General features: G+C 65.6%; 15 protein-coding genes. 9 read left to right on the top strand and 6 right to left on the bottom strand.

Annotated elements, in window-relative coordinates:
- Positions 1 to 223: 223 nt before the first annotated feature.
- The 5 genes from LAQ73_RS14425 to LAQ73_RS14405 all read left to right on the top strand — a co-directional run bounded on the left by LAQ73_RS14425 (position 224) and on the right by LAQ73_RS14405 (position 4,182).
- Complete coding sequence (locus LAQ73_RS14425; protein ID WP_224268956.1) at positions 224 to 1,105, top strand: 3-hydroxyacyl-CoA dehydrogenase family protein; 882 nt, start codon at positions 224 to 226, stop codon at positions 1,103 to 1,105.
- Complete coding sequence (locus LAQ73_RS14420) at positions 1,098 to 1,922, top strand: enoyl-CoA hydratase/isomerase family protein (RefSeq protein ID WP_224268955.1); 825 nt, start codon at positions 1,098 to 1,100, stop codon at positions 1,920 to 1,922. The genes LAQ73_RS14425 and LAQ73_RS14420 overlap by 8 nt, the downstream gene beginning before the upstream one ends.
- A gap of 97 nt (positions 1,923 to 2,019) precedes the next feature.
- Positions 2,020 to 2,667 carry a DUF6517 family protein gene (locus LAQ73_RS14415; RefSeq protein WP_224268954.1) on the top strand — a complete coding sequence of 216 codons (648 nt, stop codon included), beginning with the start codon at positions 2,020 to 2,022 and terminating at the stop codon, positions 2,665 to 2,667.
- A 312-nt stretch (positions 2,668 to 2,979) separates the two neighbouring features.
- The gene (locus tag LAQ73_RS14410; protein WP_224268953.1) at positions 2,980 to 3,948 is read left to right on the top strand and encodes a transcription initiation factor IIB; all 969 of its coding nucleotides are present in this window, start codon (positions 2,980 to 2,982) and stop codon (positions 3,946 to 3,948) included.
- Positions 3,949 to 4,002: 54 nt separating this feature from the next.
- Positions 4,003 to 4,182, top strand: coding sequence for a DUF7836 family putative zinc-binding protein (locus tag LAQ73_RS14405; protein ID WP_224268952.1), 180 nt, complete (start codon positions 4,003 to 4,005; stop codon positions 4,180 to 4,182).
- Between the two features lie 36 nt (positions 4,183 to 4,218).
- On the opposite strand, the gene LAQ73_RS14400 is transcribed toward LAQ73_RS14405, so the two are convergent.
- Positions 4,219 to 4,623, bottom strand: coding sequence for a translation initiation factor IF-2 subunit beta (locus tag LAQ73_RS14400; RefSeq protein ID WP_224268951.1), 405 nt, complete (start codon positions 4,621 to 4,623; stop codon positions 4,219 to 4,221).
- Between the two features lie 161 nt (positions 4,624 to 4,784).
- On the opposite strand from LAQ73_RS14400, the gene LAQ73_RS14395 reads away from it, so the two are divergent.
- Entirely contained in the window at positions 4,785 to 5,021 is a 237-nt protein-coding gene (locus LAQ73_RS14395) for a UPF0058 family protein (protein ID WP_117590983.1), read from the top strand.
- A 39-nt stretch (positions 5,022 to 5,060) separates the two neighbouring features.
- Here the strand turns inward: LAQ73_RS14395 and LAQ73_RS14390 are convergent, their stop codons facing one another.
- From LAQ73_RS14390 to LAQ73_RS14380, 3 genes are all read right to left on the bottom strand, one after another.
- Positions 5,061 to 5,528, bottom strand: coding sequence for a DUF555 domain-containing protein (locus LAQ73_RS14390; RefSeq protein ID WP_224268950.1), 468 nt, complete (start codon positions 5,526 to 5,528; stop codon positions 5,061 to 5,063).
- A gap of 120 nt (positions 5,529 to 5,648) precedes the next feature.
- The gene (locus tag LAQ73_RS14385; RefSeq protein ID WP_224268949.1) at positions 5,649 to 6,578 is read right to left on the bottom strand and encodes a DNA-3-methyladenine glycosylase family protein; all 930 of its coding nucleotides are present in this window, start codon (positions 6,576 to 6,578) and stop codon (positions 5,649 to 5,651) included.
- A gap of 64 nt (positions 6,579 to 6,642) precedes the next feature.
- Positions 6,643 to 7,905, bottom strand: a complete 1,263-nt coding sequence (locus tag LAQ73_RS14380) for a Zn-dependent hydrolase (RefSeq protein WP_224268948.1) — start codon at positions 7,903 to 7,905, stop codon at positions 6,643 to 6,645.
- 121 nt (positions 7,906 to 8,026) lie between these two features.
- Between LAQ73_RS14380 and LAQ73_RS14375 the strand changes: the two genes are divergently transcribed.
- Positions 8,027 to 9,082, top strand: coding sequence for a lysylphosphatidylglycerol synthase transmembrane domain-containing protein (locus LAQ73_RS14375; RefSeq protein ID WP_224268947.1), 1,056 nt, complete (start codon positions 8,027 to 8,029; stop codon positions 9,080 to 9,082).
- A gap of 19 nt (positions 9,083 to 9,101) precedes the next feature.
- On the opposite strand, the gene malQ is transcribed toward LAQ73_RS14375, so the two are convergent.
- A complete protein-coding gene (gene malQ / locus LAQ73_RS14370) occupies positions 9,102 to 10,592 on the bottom strand; it encodes a 4-alpha-glucanotransferase (protein WP_224268946.1) in 1,491 nt (496 codons plus the stop codon).
- A 130-nt stretch (positions 10,593 to 10,722) separates the two neighbouring features.
- Here malQ and thrS point away from each other — a divergent pair, with 130 nt between their 5' ends.
- A complete protein-coding gene (gene thrS / locus LAQ73_RS14365; protein WP_224268945.1) occupies positions 10,723 to 12,651 on the top strand; it encodes a threonine--tRNA ligase in 1,929 nt (642 codons plus the stop codon).
- An 86-nt stretch (positions 12,652 to 12,737) separates the two neighbouring features.
- A complete protein-coding gene (locus tag LAQ73_RS14360) occupies positions 12,738 to 13,787 on the top strand; it encodes a hypothetical protein (RefSeq protein WP_224268944.1) in 1,050 nt (349 codons plus the stop codon).
- Between the two features lie 19 nt (positions 13,788 to 13,806).
- Here LAQ73_RS14360 and LAQ73_RS14355 read toward each other — a convergent pair whose 3' ends face one another.
- Positions 13,807 to 14,001, bottom strand: coding sequence for a hypothetical protein (locus LAQ73_RS14355; RefSeq protein ID WP_224268943.1), 195 nt, complete (start codon positions 13,999 to 14,001; stop codon positions 13,807 to 13,809).
- Between the last annotated feature and the right edge of the window lie 57 nt (positions 14,002 to 14,058).

The following is a 14,058-nucleotide window of genomic DNA, read 5'->3' as shown; positions in this document are numbered from 1 at the left end:
TTACTCCGAGCGGTCGTCGCCGTCGCGGAGTTCCTGCGCCAGTTCTTCCAGACGCGCCGCCGCGTCTTCGCGACTCATCTCCTCTGCGTCGAGTATGACGCAGACCATACCGTCCCCAGCGTGAACCCCAAATAAGCGGGAGAGTTCGTCTCTGTTGATATTTGACGGAACGAGATGTGATCCAATGGGAATGATTTAATCGCTGACCCGAGCCACATCGTTCATGAACGTCTGTGTAATTGGTGCGGGGACGATGGGCCACGGCATCGCGCAGGTGAGCGCGATGGGCGGTCACGACGTGACGCTCCGCGACATCGAAGACGAACTCGTCGCCGACGGACTCGCGGCCATCGAGGCGAATCTCGACGGGGGCGTCGAACGCGGGAAGGTGAGCGAAACGGAGCGGGAGGCGACGCTCGCGCGACTCGACGGCACGACGGACCTCGCCGACGCCGTCGCCGACGCGGACCTCGTCGTGGAGGCGGTACCGGAGGACGAGGAACTCAAAAAACAGGTGCTGTCGGACGTTGCCGACCACGCGCCGACCGACGCCGTGTTGGCGACGAACACCTCGTCGCTGCCGGTGACGAGCATCGCCAGCGCGCTCTCGGACCCCTCGCGCTGTCTCGGCCTGCACTTTTTCAACCCGCCGCATATCATGCAGTTGGTCGAAGTCGTGCTGGCCGAGCAGACGGGCCCAGAGACGCGCGAGTTCGGCGAGTCGTTCGTCGAAGGAGTCGATAGAACCGCCGTCGTCGTCGAGGACACCCCCGGGTTCGCCACCTCGCGGTTGGGCGTCGCCCTCGGCGTCGAGGCGGTTCGGATGGTCGAATCCGGCGTCGCCAGCCCCCGCGACATCGACGCCGCGATGGAACTCGGCTACAACCACCCGATGGGACCGCTCGAACTCGGCGACGTGGTCGGGTTGGACGTCCGCCTCGACATCCTCGAACACCTGCGCGAAGAGTTGGGCGAGCGGTTCCGCCCGCCGACGCTCCTGCGCAAGAAGGTCCGCGCCGGGAAACTCGGCAAGAAGACCGGCGAGGGGTTCTACGTCTGGGAGGACGGCGAAATCGTCGGCGTCTCGGGGGGCGGCGATGAGTGAAGAGCAGTCGAGCGTCGACGCCGCGGCGGACGCCGAGTTCGTCCGCACAGAGTACGGCGAGTACGGCGACCACGTGCTCACGGTCACCATCGACCGACCCGACGCCCGCAACGCGCTGAGCGCGCAGGTCCGGGCGGAACTCACGCAGGTATTCGAGACGGTCGAGACTGACGACGACGTACGAGTCGTCGTGCTCACCGGGTCCGACGAGGCGAAGGCGTTCGTCGCCGGCGCGGACGTGAAGGAACTCCGCGAGCGAAGCGCCGTCGAACAGCACGAAGCGAGCGAGCGACCGCGCATCTACGAGACGGTCGCAGACTGTTCGAAGCCCGTTGTCGCCCGCGTCAACGGCCACGCGCTCGGCGGTGGGTGCGAACTCGCCCAAGCCTGTGACATCCGACTGGCCCGCGAGGACGCCAAACTCGGACAACCCGAGATCAGCCTCGGCATCATCCCCGGCGGCGGCGGCACCCAGCGACTGACGCGACTGGTCGGGACCGGCCAGGCGCGAAAACTCGTCCTGTCTGGCGAACTCGTCGACGGAACGGAGGCGGCCGAGATCGGGCTCGTCGAGGAGGCCCACCCGGCCGGCGAGCTCGACGACCGGGTTTCGGACCTCGCCGGGAAGATGGCGTCGAAGAGTCCGCTCGCGCTGGCGCGGGCGAAGGAGGCGCTTCGGGCCGCGACCCGGATGGACCTCGATTCGGGGCTAGCGTACGAGTCCGAACTGTTCGTCGGCCTCTTCGACAGCCACGACAAGAACGAGGGCATCGACGCGTTTCTGGAGGGAAGAGACCCCGATTGGCGCGGTGAGTAAGCGAGTGCGTGACCGAGATCGGATTCTCCGAGAGCGGCCGTAGACGACAACAGTCCAGCCGAGAGACTTATAACGCTGAGTGAGAGAGACGGGTGCGATGAGACACACGAGACGCGAGGTAGCGACTGCGGCACTCGGCGCGCTGGTCGCGTCGAGCGGTTGTCTTAACTTCGTCACGGGCCAGGAAGCGCTCTCGTTCGAGGCGGACCCCGCGCTGGCCGAGGAGTCGGTGGCGAACGACACCGGCTACGAGCTCGACGGCACCGAGGCCCAGACCATCACCCGCGAGTTCAGCGCCGCCGGGCAGACGCGAAGCGTCGAAGTGACGAACCAGATCTCGACGTACGAGAAGAGTTTGAGCCTGAGTCTGCTCGCCGAGCAGAAGCTCGGCGTCTTCGCCGCCATCTCTTCGCCGGCCGTCGAAATCGCGAGTCGGACGCTCAACCCGCTGAAGGACTACAGCAACGAGGACCTCGTCCAGATGCTGACGAGTCAGTACGAGGGACTGAGTAACGTCAGCGAGGTGAGTTCGCAGACGCTGACGATGCTCGGAACCGAGACGGAGGTGACGAAGTACGAGGCGACCTCGAACGTCGAAGGCCAGCAGGTGGACGTGTTCGTCCACGTGACAAAGGTGCGCCACGAGGACGACTTCGTCATCGCGCTCGGCGTCTACCCCCAGCAGTTGAGCGGCGAGGAGTCGAACATCGTCTCGCTGTTCGAGTCGGTTCAGCACCCGGCGTAAACGGGTCGGAGCCGGAACTCGGTCGACGGGTGGACGCTCGAGACGGGACCCGCCCGAGACGTCGGCCGGAACAGGCGAAGAGCCCGGCTGTTTGCGATCCGACTCACCGTCAACTTTAATACTCTCAGATAGGCCAATCGGAAATTCTCGAATACTGAATACTCACGTAATCGTCGGTTTGAGACCGTCTCTCGGGGATTCGGCGCGAAACATTTATAAAGGTTGCGTCCTTACTGTGGGTAAGGACCGATCCGGCGTATTCTCCATATTTCTCCTTCCGGATAGCGGTCCGCCACTAATACGAGGACCACCATGACCGACACAACCATCCGTACCTACACCGGAGAAACGGAATCAGAACGAGAACGAGAGAGCGAGTCGGTACGCACCTGTCCCGAGTGTGGCGGCCAACTCGTCAGCGACACCGAACACGGTGAGACCGTCTGTACCGACTGCGGCCTCGTCGTCGAGGAAGACTCCGTCGACCGCGGCCCCGAGTGGCGCGCCTTCGATAGCGCAGAGCGCGACTCGAAGTCCCGCGTCGGTGCGCCGACGACGAAGATGATGCACGACAAGGGGCTGTCGACGAACATCGGCTGGCAGAACAAGGACGCCTACGGCAACTCGCTGTCGAGCCGCCAGCGCCAGCAGATGCAGCGACTCCGCACGTGGAACGAGCGCTTCCGCACCCGCGACTCGAAAGAGCGCAACCTGAAGCAGGCGCTCGGCGAGATCGACCGCATGGCCTCTGCGCTCGGACTTCCCGAGAACGTCCGCGAAACGGCCTCGGTCATCTACCGCCGTGCGTTAGCAGAGGACCTGCTCCCCGGTCGCTCCATCGAGGGCGTCGCCACGGCGAGTCTCTACGCCGCCGCGCGTCAGGCCGGGATGCCCCGCAGCCTCGACGAGATCGCGATCGTCTCCCGCGTCGAGAAGATGGAGCTCACCCGGACGTACCGCTACGTCGTCCGCGAGCTGAAACTCGAAATTCAGCCCGCCGACCCCGAGCAGTACGTGCCGCGGTTCGCCTCGGCGCTCGACCTCTCCGACGAGGCCGAACGCCGCGCCCGCCAGCTGCTGAAGACGGCCAAGGAGAAGGGAATCCACTCCGGGAAGTCGCCCGTCGGTCTCGCCGCGGCGTCCGTCTACGCCGCCGCACTGCTGACCAACGAGAAGGTGACCCAGAGCGAGGTCAGTGACGTCGCCAACATCAGCGAAGTCACCATCCGCAACCGGTACAAGGAGCTCCTAGAAGCCGAAGACGCCGGGCTGTTCGCCTGAAGCGTGTGAGAGCGGCACAAACTTTTATTGAAGTCGCTCCCGTCGGTCAGGCGTATGGTCGAAGCGTTCGTTCGCTTGTTGTGTCCCGAGTGTGGAAAAGACTGGGAGTCCGGTCCCAGCGAGTTGCCCGGCCATCGCGCGAACTTCAGTTGCCCTAACTGTCACGCGACGCGTCGGTTGGCCGAATTCATGCGGACGGAATCCGACCTGAACACCGTAAAGCAGTTCGAATAGCGTCTCTTCCTCAGGTTCCTGTCGCCACGAGCGGCGTCACTGACCCATCGACGACAGCGCGCCGCAGGCGTCGCATTTCAGCATCGTCGCCTCGCGTTCGTCGACGAGGCGCGTATCCGGAAGCCCGCACTCCGGGCAGAGGACGAACGCCTCGGTGTACTCCTCGACGGCGCGGGCGACGCGGTCCCGGCGGAAATCTCCCGTCAGGCGGGCGCGCCCGCTCTCGTCGATCTGTCCGCTCGTCCCCAGTTCTGTCTGGAGGAACTTCAGGACGTCCGACTCGTCGCGGTCGAGTTTGTCGACCACCGACTGGAAGTTTTCGAAAACCGTCATGTTTCCTTCCGGTCGGACGTTCGGGTCGGGGACCTCGAACCGACTACCGGTGCTTTCGATGTCGGGAGACTCCGCGAGCGCCCTCTCGAGTTGGTCGTCGTACTCCATATTTCACCGGTCAACACGCGGACGGTAAAACGTTCACGACCGGAAACTCCCTCACCTCATAGAAACACCACTATCGGGAGATAGAGAGTCTCTCGCACAGCACTGTGCTAACGAGACTCAAGATAGTACTATAAGCATCGAGTATCAACGAGAATTTGCTCATGAAGAAGCAGGAGCTCATTCACCTTCACGGCCTGCTTGCAGAGGTACGAAGCCAGCAGGAACATTGGAAAGACACCGAACTCGACCTCACTGAATACAACGAACTTGGCGTTCGTCCGACATCTATTCACAAGTCGAAAACAGACCACAAGGCCGCCGTCTTCAAACTCGCAAAAGGCATCACGGCCTCGATGGAAGAGACCGAGCCGGAGACCGTCGCGCCGAAAGCCGACTGAGTCGTCGACTGCAGGTTCTCTCGAATCTACCTCGACAGGTCAGCCGTCGCTCTCTTCGTCGACCATCTCCTCGAACTCCGGCAGCAACTCGTCGTCGTCCGACTCGGAGTCGTTCTGCGCGTCCCCGTCGGGCGACCCCTCTGCGTTCTCTCCCTCGTTTTCGTCCGTTTCGTCGGCGACGATGGTTACTTCCAGCACCTTGAGCGGGATGTTGTCCAGACGCTGGCCGATCTCTTTTCGGGCGATTCTCGACGCGTGCTCTTCGCGTTCGACGTTGAAGACGGTCATCTCCAGTTCGAGAGCGACGAGCGCCTCGTCGGCGGCGATGAACGCCGGCGGGAGTTCCTCGCCGGACGGCGACTGTCGGCTCCCCATATTGATCTCGACGTAGTTGAGGTCCGGGTTGAGCATCTCGCCGGTTTTGGAGATAGCGATGCGGACCGCTTCGTCCGTCGTCCCCACGTCGTAGACGGGCACGGCCGCCTCTACGACGACTCTGCAGTCCATAGTGGGTAGTGGTAACTCATCGAAACGCATAGACTTTCGCTCGGTGTCGCGTGTTCGTCACCGGAGGCGGACAGTCAAGCAAACTCGACGGGTCCGGTGCCTCGAGCGTCGCCGACGGTGTTATATCGCGCCGCCGGCGCGCAGGTAGTAGAAGACGTACGTCTGAGCGTAGCCCGCGTAGTCGCCGCCGAACCGTTCGCGTATCGCCCGCGACGTCTCGCGGTAGCTGCCCCGTTCGCAGTCGGGGTAGTGGTCGGCGATGGCCGTCTGAATCCACGTGTCCAGCGGGACCGCTTCCAGAAAGCCCAGCGAGAAGAGGAGGACGCAGTCGGCCACCTTGTCGCCGACGCCGACGAACCGCGTCAGCGACTCGCGGGCGTCCTCGTAATCGAGGCCAAGCGCCTCGTCGGGGTGCGCCTCGCCCGAAGCGACCATCTCCGCGCTCCGTCGGACGTAGGGCGCGCGGTAGCCGAGTTTCAGCTCCCGGAGTTCGTCCTCGGTCCGCTCGGCCAGCTGCGCGGCCGTCGGAAACGCGTAGTACGTCTCGCCGTCGAACTCGAACCGGTCGCCGAACTCGCGGGCCATCGCCGTCTGCATGCCGTGAATGCGCGAGACGCGCATCTGCGCCGAGCAGATGAACGAGATGAGACAGGCGAACGGCGGGTCGCGGACGAGTCGCATGCCGCGGTAAGCGTCGTAGGCCCGGCGGAGCAGCGGGTCGTCTGGGGTCGCGCCGAGAATCGCGTCGAGGTCGTCGTCGAGGCGCAGCAGGTGGGTGAGAAGCGGTACGGCGTCGACGTTCGACTCCCACTCCAATCTCCCGGTGGCGGGGTCGCCGACCTGTCGCACGCGCAAAACCGCCTGCTCGTCGCTCACGCCGTCTATCCGGGGCACGACCGTCTCGTACCAGTGGTCGCCGCCGTGGGCGACTATCGTCTCGTACATGCCGCCGTCGGCGCGGTCCCAGAGATACGACTGACCGCTCTCGACGGTCGCTTGGAGGTCGAACTCCCCGGCCAGGTCGTCGAGCGGAATCGTCCCTCGCTCCATCGTCTCTCCGTTAGTTCCCGCGGGCTTGCGGGTTTCGATGTTCGGCGGCGGCGACCGGAGGCGGCTACTCGTCAGCTCTCGCGCCGGCCGCGGCGGCGACGGCCCCGGCGAGCACGCGCGTCGCCGCCGCGCAGTCGTCCCAGTCGGTCCACTCGCGCGGGTTGTGCGAGATACCGTCGCGCGACGGCGCGAACAGCAGCGCCGCGTCGGTCACGTCGGCGACGTGCATCGTGTCGTGGGCCGCCCCCGAGTGCATCTCCATCGTCCCGATGCCGGCGGCCTTTCCCGCGGAGTGGGCCGCCTCGCGGAGTCGGTCGGCCATCGGCGTCGGTTCGAGGTCGAACGGACGCGCGAACTCGGTGTCGACGCCGCGCTCGGTTTCGAGGCGGGTCAGGCTCTCCCGGGCCGCGTCAACGATCGTCTGCATCGACTGGTACACGACGTCGCGGACGTCGACGCCCATCTCGACGCGGCCGGGGACGACGTTCGTCGCGTTCGGCGAGACGTCGAGCGACCCGACCGTACCCACCGCGGAGTCGCTGGAGTCGTCGACCACGCTGTTGGCCGCGCGCTCCACGTCGAGGACGAACTCGGCGGCCGCCGCGAGCGCGTCGGTTCGCTCGTCCATCGGCGTCGCCCCGGCATGGTTGGCCTCGCCGACGACGGTCGCTTCGCAGTGGGTGATACCCGTGATGGTCGTCACGACGCCCACCGGAACGTCGGCGCGTTCGAGTTGGGTGTCCTGTTCGATGTGCAGTTCGTACCACGCGTCCCACTCGCTCGCGTCGAGCAGTCCCTCGCCGCGGAAGCCGATGTCGTCGAGGGCGTCCCCGAGCGTTGTTCCGTCGCTGTCTTCGAGCGCGAGCGCCTCCTCGACGCTGCGCTTGCCGACCGAGACCGAGGAACCGAGCAGGCCGTCGGCGAAGCGCTGGCCCTCCTCCTCGGTGAACGAGACGACGACGAGGGGGCGTTCGGGTTCGACGTTCGACTCCTGCATCGCACGGACGCTTTCGAGCGCGGCGTAGACGCCGAGCGGACCGTCGAAGATGCCGCCCTCCGGCACCGAATCGAGGTGGCTGCCGAATGCGACGGGTGCGGCAGTCTCGTCCGCGGAATCGGGCGTCCACGTCCCCGAGACGTTGCCGACGGCGTCGATGTCGACGTGGAGACCGGCGTCGTCGAGTCGGTCGACGAAGTACTCGCGGGCTTGGCGGTTCGCCTCGGTACCGCAGAGGACGGTCCGACCGCGACCCTCTTCGGCGGCTACGTCGCCGAACTCGGCGTTCGCTTCGATGTCCGCCCGGAGGCGGTCTGCGTCGACGTGCATGGACGGGTGGTTGCGGCGGACGAGTATGTCGCTTGTCCCCGCGGCTATCCGTGCGCAGTCGATTCGTTCAGACACGTGACAGACAGAAGACTCATACTGTCTTCCGAAACTATCACTCTGCATGGAAACGACAGGGGTCACTCGCGTCGGGTCGATGCGCAAGCGCGTCGTCGCGGGTGTCGCTGTCGTCGTCGCGCTCGCGGCGTTGGTCGGCCTGTCGGGCGTGAGTTGGCGCGGGGTCTTCGTCGAGTTGCGGACGATGGACCCGCTTCTGGTGGGAGCGGCGCTCGTCGCGAGTCTCCTCGCGCAGTTGGCGTGGAGCAGTTCGACGCTGCTGTTTCTTCGGTCCGTCGACCCCGTGGTACCGACCGGACGAGTTCGGCTGGGGTATCTCACGGGGACGTTCGCCAAGCAGCTTCTCCCGTTCGGTCACGCTGGCGGGGTTCCGCTCATGGCGTACGTGCTGGCAGAAGAGACTGATCTCGACTACCGGGGGACGTTCGCCTCGGTGACCGCGAGCGAGCTCGTCGTTTTCGTCGCGTCGTTGGCCGTCGCCGGCGTCGGCTTCGGGTGGTTCGTCGTCGCCGACGGCGTCGCCTCCGGGACCGAACTCGCCGCGCTCGGACTGGTTGCCGTTCTGACGCTCGTCGCTCTCGCGGTCGCTGGATTCGTCAAGCGGCGGACAGCGTTTCGGCGCGTCGTCCGCGGCGTTGCGATGGTCGGCCGGACGGTGTTCCGTCGGGCCGGGCCGCGGATGCAGCGCCGTCTCGCTCCCGAAGCAGTGGACCGCGGCCTCGACGAGTTCTTCGAGACGTTCGACCGCGCGACCGGCGACCGCCGGACGGTCGTCTGGGCGGCGACGTACGCCGCCGTCGGGTGGGTGCTGTTCGCGCTCCCACTCTATCTGGGGTCGCTCGCCGTCGGTCAGTCGCTCCCGCTGGCGCTCGTGCTGTTCGTCGTCCCGGCCGCGGGGCTGGCGACGTTGCTGCCGACGCCCGGCGGGTTGGGCGGGACCGAAGTGGGGTTGACCGCGGCCGTCGTGCTGTTCGCCGAAGTCGGATTGGAGACGGCCGCCGCTGCCGTCTTGGTCTATCGACTCTGCTCGTACTGGTTCCTGCTTCTGGTCGGGGGCCTGAGTTCGCTGTTTCTCTCGGCCGGGTTGCGAGAGCTTCGGTGAGACGGATGCCCCGATCCGGCTACCGAATCGTGAAATCTGTCACGCCCCGAAGCCGTTCGGCGACACCCTCGTCCAGTCCCTCGCACGTACACCGCCACGACCAGTTTCCTTCCGCCGTTCCGGGCGTGTTGAACCGCGCTTCCGAACCCAAACCGAGGAGATCGGGTACCGTCGTCATCGCCAAGACGGCTTCTGAGTTCCACACCGCTTCGATGAGCGACCAGTTGATCTCGCTACCGTCGACGCCGAGGTTGTAGTGTAGGCAGTCCTTCTGGTGGTCGGGCAGACTCTGGTAGTAGCCGACCGTGGTGTCGGTGTCGTGGGTGGCGGTGTAGCCGATGCTGCCGTGGGGGTAGTGCATCGGTTGGTTCATGTCGCCCTCGCGGCACCAGTCGGCGTAGTGCGGCACGCGCATGCCGGGGAGCTCGAGGTGGTCGCGGAAGGCGGCGAGCTGCTCGTCGATGAACCCCAAATCTTCGACGACGAACGGGAGGTCGCCCAACTCGCGCTCTATCGTCTCGAAGAAGTCGTAGCCGGGCGCGTCGCGCCACGATCCGGCGGCGGGGTCGTCGGCGTCGGCGGGAATCGCCCAGTGCTCGTCGAACCCCTTGAAGTGGTCGAGACGGGCGGTATCGACGAGGTCGAACAGCCGCGAGAGGCGTCGACGCCACCACTCGTAGTCGGTCTCGCGGAGATAGTCCCAGTCGTAGAGAGGGTTGCCCCAGCGCTGGCCGCTGTCGCCGAACTGCGGCGGCACGCCCGCGACGGCCGCGGGTTCGTTGTTCTCGTCGAGGTCGAACGCCTCCGGCGACGCCCACACGTCCGCGCTGTCGAGGGCGACGTAGATGGGCAGGTCACCGACGAGCGAGATACCCTCGTCGTTGGCGTAGGACTTGAGCTCGCGCCACTGTTCGTCGAAGAGGTACTGACAGAACGCGTGGTAGCGTCGCTCGCTTTCGAGGTCGTCTCGGGCGCGTTCGAGCGCCGTCTCGTCTCTCGTCTTCAGTTCCTCGGGCCACTCGATCCACGCGACGTGGTCGTGTGCTTCCTTCAGCGAGATGAACAGCGTGTAGTCGTCGAGCCACGAGGACTCACGTTCGCGGAACGCCTCGAACGCCTCGTGTTCGTCGTTCGAGGCCTCCGACTCGAACCGCTCGAACGCGGTTTCGAGCAGCGAGCGTTTGTACTCCGAAACCCGCTGGTAATCGGTCTCGTGGGGGTCGAACTCGGGGACGGGCTTGAGGTCTCCGTCGGTGAGCCACCCTCGGTCGAGCAGGTCTCGGAGGTCGACGAAGAGCGGGTTGCCGGCGAACGCCGAGAACGACTGGTACGGCGAGTTGCCGTGCGCCGGCGAGGTCGGACCGAGCGGGCAGAACTGCCACAGCGACTGGTCGGCTTTCGCGAGGAAGTCGACGAACGCGCGCGCGCCGTCGCCGAGGTCGCCGATGCCGTGCGGACCGGGCAGCGAGGAGACGTGGAGAAAGACGCCGCTTTGGCGGTCGAATCGCATGGCAGACAGTTCCGGCTTCTGTGATTTAACTGTAGGGACCGCCGGGGTCGGAACCGCCGACACATTCCTTTCGCTACCCCGGTAGCGCGGGTCAAAAACACTTATCCCCGTCCTCCGGTTTCGTCCTCTCATGAGTGATATCGTAGTGACCCTGCCGGACGGCTCCGAGCTGTCTCTCTCCGCGGGGTCCACGGTAGAGGACGCCGCCTACGAGATCGGACCGGGCCTCGGCAGGGACACCGTGGCCGGCGTCGTCGACGGCGATCTGGTCGACAAGGCGACGGAACTCGACGACGGCGCGGAACTCGTCATCGTCACCGACGGCTCCGACGAGTATCTCGACGTCCTTCGCCACTCGGCGGCGCACGTCTTCGCGCAGGCGCTCCTTCGACTCCGTCCCGAGGCCAAACTGACCATCGGTCCGTGGACGGACGAAGGATTCTACTACGACGTGACGAACGTCGACCTCGACGAGGGCGACCTCCGCGAGATAGAAGCGGAGATGACCGACATCGTCGCCGATGACTACGAGATCGAGCGCTTTACGATGAGCCGCGAGGAGGCGTTCGACTACTACGAGGAGAACCCGTTCAAACAGGATATCCTCGACACCGAGGCCGCCGACGAGGAGGAGATCAGCTTCTACCGCCAAGGCGAGTTCGAGGACCTCTGTAAGGGCCCGCACGTCGAGTCGACGGGCGAGATCGGCGCGTTCAAACTCCTCAACATCTCCTCTGCCTACTGGCGCGGCGACGAGTCGAACGAGACGCTGACGCGCGTCTACGGCACGGCGTTCGCCGACGAGCAGGAACTGGAGGAGTTCGTCGAGCGACGCGAGGAGGCCGCCGAGCGCGACCACCGCAAACTCGGCCGCGAACTCGACCTGTTCTCCATCGACGAGGTGACGGGACCGGGCCTGCCGCTGTACCACCCGAACGGCAAGCGCGTCCTCGACGAACTCGCCGACTACGCGAAGAGTCTCAACCTCGAAGCGGGCTACGACCCCGTCGAGACGCCGCACCTGTTCCGGACGGAGCTGTGGAAGAAGTCGGGCCACTACGAGAACTACGTCGACGACATGTTCCTCCTCGACGTCAACGACGAGGAGTACGGCCTGAAGCCGATGAACTGTCCGGGCCACGCGACCATCTTCGACCAGCAGTCGTGGAGCTACCGCGACCTGCCCGTCCGCTACTTCGAGGACGGCAAAGTGTACAGGAAGGAACAGCGCGGCGAGCTCTCGGGGCTCTCGCGCGTCTGGTCGTTCACCATCGACGACGGCCACCTGTTCGTCCGCCCCGACCAGATCGAAGCGGAGATCAACCTCATCATCGACAACATCCTCACGGTGTTCCAGACGTTCGACCTCGACGCCGACGTGGCGCTGGCGACGCGCCCGGAGAAGTCCGTCGGGAGCGACGAGATCTGGGAGAAGGCGGAGACGCAGTTGAAGGCCGTCCTCGATGGCGGCGACATCGACTACCACCTCGAAGAGGGTGACGGCGCGTTCTACGGCCCGAAGATCGACTTCGGCTTCGAGGACGCCCTCGGTCGTAGTTGGGACGGTCCGACGGTCCAACTCGACTTCAACATGCCCGAGAGGTTCGACCTCACCTACACGGGCGAGGACAACGAGGACCACCGCCCGGTGATGATCCACCGCGCGCTCTACGGCAGCTACGAGCGCTTCCTGATGGTGCTCATCGAACACTTCAACGGGAAGTTCCCGCTGTGGCTTGCCCCCGAACAGGTTCGCGTGCTGCCCATCAGCGACGACAACCTCGGGTACGCCGAGCAGGTGGCCGACGAGCTCCGCGAGGAGGGTCTCCGCGTCGGCGTCGAGAACCGCTCGTGGACCATCGGACGCAAAATTCAGGACACGCACACCGACCGCGTGCCGTACATGGTAATCATCGGCGACAACGAGGAGGGCGCGGGCACCGTCTCCGTCCGCGATCGAAACGAGCGCGAGGAGAACGACGTGGACCGCGATACGTTCCGCGCGCACCTCCGTGAGGAGCGCGACGAGAAGCGAGTCGCCCCCGACTTCCTCGACTGAAGGCCCCCATAGGTATTTTTTCTGACTCGTTCCGAACCAGTACTGTCTGACTAAGTTATATGTAGTGGTCGCTCCACTATCGACGTGTGTCGCAGCGTGTGCGGTCGATAGTCTTCGGAAATAACGAGAGTTTGACGCATCGAGCGGCTGTCGCGTCAGTCGTCTTTGCGCTCGGAGTCGCGAGCTACGGGTTCGTCGACCCGACGGCGCTGTACGGACTGACGCTCTTTTCGGCACCGGCGCTGCTCGGCGTGACGGTCGGCATCGGCGGATTGACCCTCTACGCCGTCCGCGGCGGCGGTGTCGGCGGCGCGTGGACCGCGGTGTTCGCGGTTCTCTTCGCGCTGTCGCTTCACGGCCAACACCTGTTCAGCGTCTCACTCGGCGTCGCCGACGGTTCGGCGGCCACCGCCGTCGCCAGAGCCATCGGCTACGCCGGGAGCCTCGCGGCCGTCGTCGGGAGCCTCGTCTTCGTGGCCGGCGTCGCCGTCCGTCGACGCGAGAGTTCGGTCTCGCGCGGCGACGTGACGCCGCTGTCGTTTCTCCTCGACGTCCGACGCGGCCGCGCGAGGAGCGACTACGACTGGGCAGTGGGCGCGCTCGCCGTCGTCGGCACTGCCTCGCTCGTCGTCGCGGGGTCGCTGCTCCCGTGGAGTACCGCCATCTACACGGTCGGTATCGGCACGCTCCTCGGCGTCGCGCTGTACGCTCGGAGACGGAACTGGGAGCGGGACGTCCGACTGGGTGTGCTCTCGCTCGCCGCCGTCCTGCTGGCCGCACACCTCTCGCAGTTCACCCACCCGGCGCTTCTGAACGGCGTCGTCGTGGTACTCACGGTCGCAATGGTCGCGTACGGCTCCGCGCACGGTGAGCACGTCTTCGCCTGTCTAGCCGTCGCCGTCGGCGTCTCGTCGCTCCTCGGGGTCGTCTGGGCCGTGCAGTCGATCGCGTCGTCGCTGGGCGGCGTTCTCGCGGTGAGCGTCGGAATCGGTCTCGGTCCCGGCATCGTCGTCGGTGCCGTCGGCTACGCGCTCGGATGGGCCGTTCGACCGGACGAGAGCGAACGAGCCCGGCAGGCGAACCAGCGCGTCGAGGCGTCGAACCGAACTCGCCACCGCGTCTTCGGCGACGACTGAGCGAGCGCGTCGGCCGCGTTCACCACTCCGTCAGCGCGCGGACGCCGGTGCCGTTGTGATAGGCGAGCACGCCGAGCATCGTCAGGACGCCCGTAATCCACGGGGAGGGATGGGACGAACCGGCGAAAAGGGGTTTCGATTCGTAGGTCGGTAGCGACGACGCTGCGCCGGGTGCGAGGCGGAGAGGTGTCGGCTCCCCTCGTCGAAAAACCACGAACGTCCGTGAACAATTCCCGTGCTATTTAGTCACACTCCGTCGTAGCTTCGGGTA

Origin of the sequence: Haloprofundus salinisoli (genome assembly GCF_020097815.1) — an archaeon.
GTDB classification, from domain to species: Archaea; Halobacteriota; Halobacteria; order Halobacteriales; family Haloferacaceae; genus Haloprofundus; species Haloprofundus salinisoli.
The sequence above is the reverse complement of the archived record's forward strand: the minus strand, read 5'-3'. Positions and strand labels throughout refer to the sequence as shown.

Excerpts from the sequence above, each read along its gene's own strand:
- LAQ73_RS14425 (WP_224268956.1), top strand. The coding sequence starts at position 224 with ATGAACGTCTGTGTAATTGGTGCGGGGACGATGGGCCACGGCATCGCG.
- LAQ73_RS14420 (WP_224268955.1), top strand. The coding sequence starts at position 1,098 with ATGAGTGAAGAGCAGTCGAGCGTCGACGCCGCGGCGGACGCCGAGTTC.
- LAQ73_RS14415 (WP_224268954.1), top strand. The coding sequence starts at position 2,020 with ATGAGACACACGAGACGCGAGGTAGCGACTGCGGCACTCGGCGCGCTG.
- LAQ73_RS14410 (WP_224268953.1), top strand. The coding sequence starts at position 2,980 with ATGACCGACACAACCATCCGTACCTACACCGGAGAAACGGAATCAGAA.
- LAQ73_RS14405 (WP_224268952.1), top strand. The coding sequence starts at position 4,003 with ATGGTCGAAGCGTTCGTTCGCTTGTTGTGTCCCGAGTGTGGAAAAGAC.
- LAQ73_RS14400 (WP_224268951.1), bottom strand. The coding sequence starts at position 4,623 with ATGGAGTACGACGACCAACTCGAGAGGGCGCTCGCGGAGTCTCCCGAC.
- LAQ73_RS14395 (WP_117590983.1), top strand. The coding sequence starts at position 4,785 with ATGAAGAAGCAGGAGCTCATTCACCTTCACGGCCTGCTTGCAGAGGTA.
- LAQ73_RS14390 (WP_224268950.1), bottom strand. The coding sequence starts at position 5,528 with ATGGACTGCAGAGTCGTCGTAGAGGCGGCCGTGCCCGTCTACGACGTG.
- LAQ73_RS14385 (WP_224268949.1), bottom strand. The coding sequence starts at position 6,578 with ATGGAGCGAGGGACGATTCCGCTCGACGACCTGGCCGGGGAGTTCGAC.
- LAQ73_RS14380 (WP_224268948.1), bottom strand. The coding sequence starts at position 7,905 with ATGCACGTCGACGCAGACCGCCTCCGGGCGGACATCGAAGCGAACGCC.
- LAQ73_RS14375 (WP_224268947.1), top strand. The coding sequence starts at position 8,027 with ATGGAAACGACAGGGGTCACTCGCGTCGGGTCGATGCGCAAGCGCGTC.
- malQ (WP_224268946.1), bottom strand. The coding sequence starts at position 10,592 with ATGCGATTCGACCGCCAAAGCGGCGTCTTTCTCCACGTCTCCTCGCTG.
- thrS (WP_224268945.1), top strand. The coding sequence starts at position 10,723 with ATGAGTGATATCGTAGTGACCCTGCCGGACGGCTCCGAGCTGTCTCTC.